The organism is Candidatus Nitrosotalea bavarica (assembly GCF_900167955.1).
GTDB classification, from domain to species: Archaea; Thermoproteota; Nitrososphaeria; order Nitrososphaerales; family Nitrosopumilaceae; genus Nitrosotalea; species Nitrosotalea bavarica.
Genome location: NZ_FUYK01000008.1, coordinates 64,612 through 70,611, shown reverse-complemented (window position 1 = coordinate 70,611; position 6,000 = coordinate 64,612). Strand labels below are relative to the sequence as shown.

At 36.4% G+C, this 6,000-nt stretch carries 6 protein-coding genes; 2 read left to right on the top strand and 4 right to left on the bottom strand.

Annotated elements, in window-relative coordinates:
• On the top strand, positions 1 to 2,259 hold a 2,259-nt coding region (locus tag C0Q33_RS06155; protein WP_165776454.1), incomplete at its 5' end, for a hypothetical protein.
• 72 nt (positions 2,260 to 2,331) lie between these two features.
• On the opposite strand, the gene C0Q33_RS06150 is transcribed toward C0Q33_RS06155, so the two are convergent.
• Positions 2,332 to 2,508 carry a DUF1059 domain-containing protein gene (locus C0Q33_RS06150; RefSeq protein WP_165776453.1) on the bottom strand — a complete coding sequence of 59 codons (177 nt, stop codon included), beginning with the start codon at positions 2,506 to 2,508 and terminating at the stop codon, positions 2,332 to 2,334.
• 141 nt (positions 2,509 to 2,649) lie between these two features.
• On the opposite strand from C0Q33_RS06150, the gene C0Q33_RS06145 reads away from it, so the two are divergent.
• Entirely contained in the window at positions 2,650 to 3,042 is a 393-nt protein-coding gene (locus tag C0Q33_RS06145; RefSeq protein ID WP_165776452.1) for a cupin domain-containing protein, read from the top strand.
• Between the two features lie 44 nt (positions 3,043 to 3,086).
• On the opposite strand, the gene C0Q33_RS06140 is transcribed toward C0Q33_RS06145, so the two are convergent.
• The 3 genes from C0Q33_RS06140 to C0Q33_RS06135 all read right to left on the bottom strand — a co-directional run bounded on the left by C0Q33_RS06140 (position 3,087) and on the right by C0Q33_RS06135 (position 6,000).
• Complete coding sequence (locus tag C0Q33_RS06140; RefSeq protein ID WP_101477723.1) at positions 3,087 to 3,515, bottom strand: response regulator; 429 nt, start codon at positions 3,513 to 3,515, stop codon at positions 3,087 to 3,089.
• Between the two features lie 108 nt (positions 3,516 to 3,623).
• Complete coding sequence (locus C0Q33_RS09275) at positions 3,624 to 3,776, bottom strand: hypothetical protein (RefSeq protein WP_165776451.1); 153 nt, start codon at positions 3,774 to 3,776, stop codon at positions 3,624 to 3,626.
• Positions 3,777 to 3,969: 193 nt separating this feature from the next.
• Positions 3,970 to 6,000, bottom strand: a complete 2,031-nt coding sequence (locus C0Q33_RS06135; RefSeq protein WP_133121027.1) for a PAS domain-containing sensor histidine kinase — start codon at positions 5,998 to 6,000, stop codon at positions 3,970 to 3,972.

The following is a 6,000-nucleotide window of genomic DNA, read 5'->3' as shown; positions in this document are numbered from 1 at the left end:
CAAGTAGTTACCAATCAAACAGTTCCAGTTCAAGTAGTTACCAATCAAACAGTTCCAGTTCAAACAGTTCCAGTTCAAACAGTTCCAGTTCATTCTGTTTCCAGTCAGTCATCTAATACTCAACCATCTACTGTTCAAGCAGTTGCAACTCAAACAGTTCCTGTTCAATCAGTTTCCACTCAGTCAGTTTCTGCCCCATCAGTTCCGGTTCAAGCATCTGCAAATCAATCATCTAATACATGGAATAGAGGAGTAACACAATCACACACATCTCAGACTGCAAATGCTGGAGTATCCAATTATACTCCATCTCAACCAGCTGCAGATAATTCCGCTTCTAGTACGAGTTCTTCACCTCTAAAAACAATATCAGGACAATGGGCTAACAACCAAGTAAGTGACTCTACATTTGTCCAAAATGCCCAACATTACATCAACTTAGGAAATTACATTCCTGGAACTCCAATCCCACAATGGGTTAAAGATAATGCCATGCTACTAGCCAGAGGCCAAATTGATCAAAGTACATTTCAAGCAGGAATCCACGACTGGCTTTCATCTTACCACTCTGCATATCAATCAAGACCAAGTAACACACCACAGTACCAACAATACGTATCATCACCAAACTCTCAACAGAATCAACAATATGTTGCATCAAACGTACCCCAGTCTACAAGTACGACAGTTACACCAAATTCTGCAACATCATACTATGGAGACCCAGTTACATTTACTGTAACTGTAACTGATCCTTTGATATCACAGAGTGCTATTTCTGGAACAGTATCATGGAGTGATGGAAACGTTGGCGGTACATTTAGTCAGACTTATTGTACTCTATATTCTGCAAGCTGCACAGTAACATACACACCATCTGTCAACTCTCCAAGTGGAGTAACAATAACTGCATACTATGCAGGAGATTCTGCTCACCAATCAAGCACTGGTACTGCATATCTAACAGTGAATCTAGATCAGAATACCACTACAACTATTGTAGCAAATTCTGCAACATACTCTAACGAGGCAGATACATTTACTGCAACTGTTACTGATCAAACTGGTTCACCAAATGCTATCACTGGAACTTTATCATGGAGTGATGGAAACGTTGGCGGTACATTTAGTCAGACTTATTGTACTCTATATTCTGCAAGCTGCTCAGTAACATACACACCACCAGTCAACTCTCCAAGTACAGTAACAATTACTGGAACCTATTCAGGAGACTCGACTCACAGATCTAGCTCCTCTTCATCATATCTATCAGTAAATCTAATCCACAATACAACTACAACTGTTACTCCAAATCCAGTAACATACTCTACCGGACCAGTCTCACTTGCGGCAGTTGTTTCTGATCCATTATCATCATCAAATGCTATCACTGGAACATTATCGTGGAGTGACAACGGAGCAAGCGGCACGTTTAGTCAGACTTATTGTTACACTCCAAGTGATTGTACCACAACATATACTCCAAATGTTGCATATTCAGGTACAGTAATTATAACTGCAAACTATGGAGGAGACAGTATACATGCTGCAAGCTCTGGCACAACTACAATGACTCCATCTTCAATCAATCCAGTAACATATACCACATCAAGCAACATCCAGACTGACAAGACATCATACAACCCAGGAAACACTGTAACTATAACTGTAAATCCACAGGGTGCCCAAGCCGGACAAAATGTTGCAATACTTGTAACTGATCCATTATCAAATATCGTTGCATCAAGAACAGTTCAGACTGATGCACTAGGCAACTCTGAACTTCAGATAGGTCTTTCACCAACTGCACAAGCAGGCACTTATCAAATTTCTGCAACTGCACTTGTCAATGGTAACTACTTGAGCTATCATGCAACATTTTCAGTAACATCCCAGGGCGCACAGATTAGTGGCTTGTCAATAGTATCAGCCCAGCCAACAGACCAGATGGGAGACAAGACTGTAACATCATTTAGCAAGGGTGGTACTAGCTATGCCAAAGTTGTCTTGTCATCCAACTCAACCCAGACAGTTCTTGTTACTGTCAATCTTGTGGGCTCTGATGGAACAAGCTTAGGTGTGGGTTCTGTCAAGACAACGCTTGGAGCTGGAAGTAGTCAAATGGAGGTATCATTTTACATTCCAAGCAATGCAAGCGTTGGAACTGGTACCATCTATGTAGACACATATTCTGACTGGCCAAGCAATGGAGGAGTACCCCTTACCGGAGAAACTTCATCAACAGTAAGCATTGGATAGTCTATACTATATTCTAAATCCAACAAATCACACTGAACGTCATAATTCTAGTTATAATGCAAGTATGAGTTGTTAAACTTCTTGAATCTTGGATTTTACTTTATCTAGTATATCATCTGGGATTGTATCCATTTTATGGACGTGTTTTGCGTGTTCAGATATTTTATGAAACAAGTCTGTCTCGTCTTTTGCTATAGTAGACCAGCTACAGCCACTTACTACATCAGAGCAAGCAAATTTTTTTGCCATCATCATATAATATTGCATATGGTAGATATCCTTTATGATAATCGGGGATTTGTAGGAAAATATCTAAAAATGATCCAGGTAAAACCAGAGTGATGAAAATATACCATGATAAATAGAACATTTAATTTTCACGGAGTAAAAATGAGTATCAAAGTTCTCACTTCTGAATCTAATGGCGACTATACAATTTTAGATGCAATTCATCCTCCCAATGTGGGACCTGCATTACACATGCACCCAAGAGGTTCAGAAACTTTTTTTGTAATTGATGGCGACTATGAATTTGTATTAGATAATAAACCCATAACGGTAAAAACTGGAGGCGTAATTTCCATTCCTAAAGGAGTTCCTCATAGATTTTTAGTTGGCAGTAATGGTGGACGCGTCATAATAATTAGTCCTCCCGAACTTGAACATTATTTTTCCAAAGTAAGTGAATTACTTGCTAAAGGTGAAGTTTCATGGAAAACAGAATTAGATATAGCAAATCAGCATGGTCAGATTTTCTTGGACAATGCAAAACACTGGAGCTAGATAATAATTTAAAGTGCTTTATGAAATAGTAAGGATTGCAAAAATTATTGTCTGATGGTTTTTGCCATTTCGCGGAATTTTATAGTTCCAAATCCTTCAACCGCTAAAAGTAATGCTTGTACTGTAAATGGCTTGTTCATAACTACTATATTTCCCGAGAGTTGTGGGAGTTTTTGTAATACATTTTCTCCATTACCTGTAATGAATATAATTTTTTGTTGTGGGTTTAGGAATTGTATCTCTTTTGCAGTCTCAATTCCATCCATAAATGGCATCTTTTGATCTAGTATGACAAGATCAAAATGGGGTTTAATTGAACCATCCATCTGTTTGTGTACGTATTGTCTAAAGATATTTGTACACTCCATGCCATTGCCAGTTATCATTACCTCGTGACCTCTTCCCTCCAATATGGCACGATACGAGTCTGCAAGATCTTGATAGTCTTCTGCAATTAGTATCTTAAGAGCCATCTTTATCTGACTAGTCTAGAAAAACATTAGGGATTAACAGATGCGTGTATTTCTTGAACAAAACATGAACAGTTTTGCTTTCTTTACTATTGTTTAGGTAAACAATCATCATTTTACTAAGGAAGACTTTTTTGATTTAGGTTTTAATTTCTTTAGTTCTGTATTCAGACTGTCTATGTGATTTTTCATGTTAGCTAGTCTATTTTGATGTTTTTTCAAGTCATCTTCAAACTTTCCAATTTTTTTGGCAAGTTCTACCATTATACAACTACTAGACTTGCTACAAAGTTAAGATGTCTTGTAAAAAAAGATAGGTCAAAGAATCATTTTCATCTCCAGATTTCTCTTCAAATCTCTTCTAGATCTTTAAGCTTAGAAGGCTGGCATAATATTGCCAAAATATATTTACAAAAATATCTTTCAATTCTAGAATAGATAGTCATAATTTTCAGTCTTAATCAGTAGTTTTCGGCATAGGTATTCTCATGATAAAGGTCGTACCCTGTCCGACTTGGGTCTTGATTGAAATTGTTCCACTGTGCTTTTCTATAATGCTTTTACAACTTACTAGTCCTAGGCCAGTACCAACTTGTCTTGTAGTAAACAATGGATCAAATACCTTTGGTAAAACTTCATTAGATATTCCAGCACCTGTATCTTGTACTTCTATAACAGCAAAACTATTGAGACCTTCTAATTGCTCTTTGTTTATTCTGATGAAAATTTTTCCTGAATTTTTCATAGCTTGTACTGAGTTTAGTATAAGATTAGTCAAAACAATTTCCAATTTTTCAGAGTCACATAATATAGACAAATCATTTTCAGGCATTTGGACTTCAACTCCGGTAGTTGACACATTAGAAAGAGCAGAGCGAATAATTTCAAGTAGTGATGAATTTGCAAGGTCCAGAGGTTTTGGTGTAACATAATCCATTACTTCGTCTATTTGATGGGACATTCTTTTGATGGAGCGGTCAATTCTCTCAAATCTTTCTTTATTATTTTTCTCAAAATCAGGATTCTTTATTTTGATTAATGTAATTGTGTTTAATAAAATTGAAAGCGGGTTTCTAAGATCGTGGGCAACCCTTGCAGAAAGTTCACCTATTGCAGTAAGTCGTTTGGTCTTTTGCTCTTCAAGCTCTTTTTTTGCAGAATATATCTCAGTCATATCTCTAAAATTTCCAATACGTCCGTACAGGCAACCATCCTTGTCATAAAGATTAGTTGAGAGAAGTAACGTTGGAAATTCAGAGCCATTTTTTCTTTGTATCCACATCTCCCTATTGTTTATGTGTCCAGTACACTGAAACTCCTCCAATGCCTGTTTCATGTCATCGTAGCTTCTTTTAGCAAGATGCTCAAATAGTGATTTTCCTACAATCTCATCTCTCGAGTAACCTGTTGCTGTACAATATTTTTCATTACAATCAGTTATGGTTTCATTTATGTCAATTGTTCTTACAAGGTCAGGGGATTGTTCGTAAAGAGTCCTATACCTTTGTTCCAATTCGAACAAGTGGTCATAGGCAATTGTAAGTTTCTCGTTTTGGAGTTGTAATTTCTTTTCATTTTCTTCCAAGTTCTTTCTTATGGCATAAATCTCTGTTGCATCTCTGATGTTGGTATTACTTCCGATCAATTTTCTATTCTCATCATAAAGATTATTGGCACTTATCAGACCTGGAAATATGGTGCCGTCTTTTCTCTTAAACCAGGCAATCTTGTTGAAAACCTTACCACTAGTCTTCCAAGTTTTAAAAGAATCTACATATGCATCATAACTTTCAGGTGCCACAAAATCAAACACAGATTTTCCTATAATTTCATTTTTTGTGTATCCCATATTTTTACAATAAGAATTGTTACAGTCAAGAATTATTCCATCAACATTTATTGTTCGTAAAAGATCTGGCGAGTTTTCATATAGAGCTCGATACTTGTGTTCAGTTTCTTTAAGATTCTTATGGACTTTTCTGAGCTGTCCAAATTGTCTTTGTATAACATCTTGTTCGTGTTCTATCACTTGTTTTGTATTTGAAATTTCAGTAATATCAACCAAAACACCAGTTCTTCCAATCAACTTTCCAGATTCGTCATAAAGATTAGTTCCATTTAGAATAACTGGAAATATAGTACCGTCTTTCTTTTTTATCCAAATTTCTCTATTAGAAATTGTCTGAGTTTGTTTCCAATTTTCTATCTCTTCTTGTAATGTAAGCATGCTTTGGTTTGCAGTGTGCTCATAGACTGATTTTCCTATAACCTCATTTTTTTCGTATCCAAGTTTGTTCAAGTATAATTCATTACAGGCAAAAATTATTCCATCAAGCGTTACAGAACGCAGTAGACACGGTATTTTCTCATACAGATCATGGTATTTTTTTTCAATCTGCCCATATTGAACTTTGGATGAATTTTCATTATGAGAACCTGATTTGTCATAAAGCGTGCGTTTTTGGCCAATTTCAGATTTTGTTGCCAT

Coding starts and splice junctions, on each gene's coding strand:
- C0Q33_RS06150 (WP_165776453.1), bottom strand. CDS start 2,508: ATGGCAAAAAAATTTGCTTGCTCTGATGTAGTAAGTGGCTGTAGCTGG.
- C0Q33_RS06145 (WP_165776452.1), top strand. CDS start 2,650: ATGAGTATCAAAGTTCTCACTTCTGAATCTAATGGCGACTATACAATT.
- C0Q33_RS06140 (WP_101477723.1), bottom strand. CDS start 3,515: ATGGCTCTTAAGATACTAATTGCAGAAGACTATCAAGATCTTGCAGAC.
- C0Q33_RS09275 (WP_165776451.1), bottom strand. CDS start 3,776: ATGGTAGAACTTGCCAAAAAAATTGGAAAGTTTGAAGATGACTTGAAA.
- C0Q33_RS06135 (WP_133121027.1), bottom strand. CDS start 6,000: ATGGCAACAAAATCTGAAATTGGCCAAAAACGCACGCTTTATGACAAA.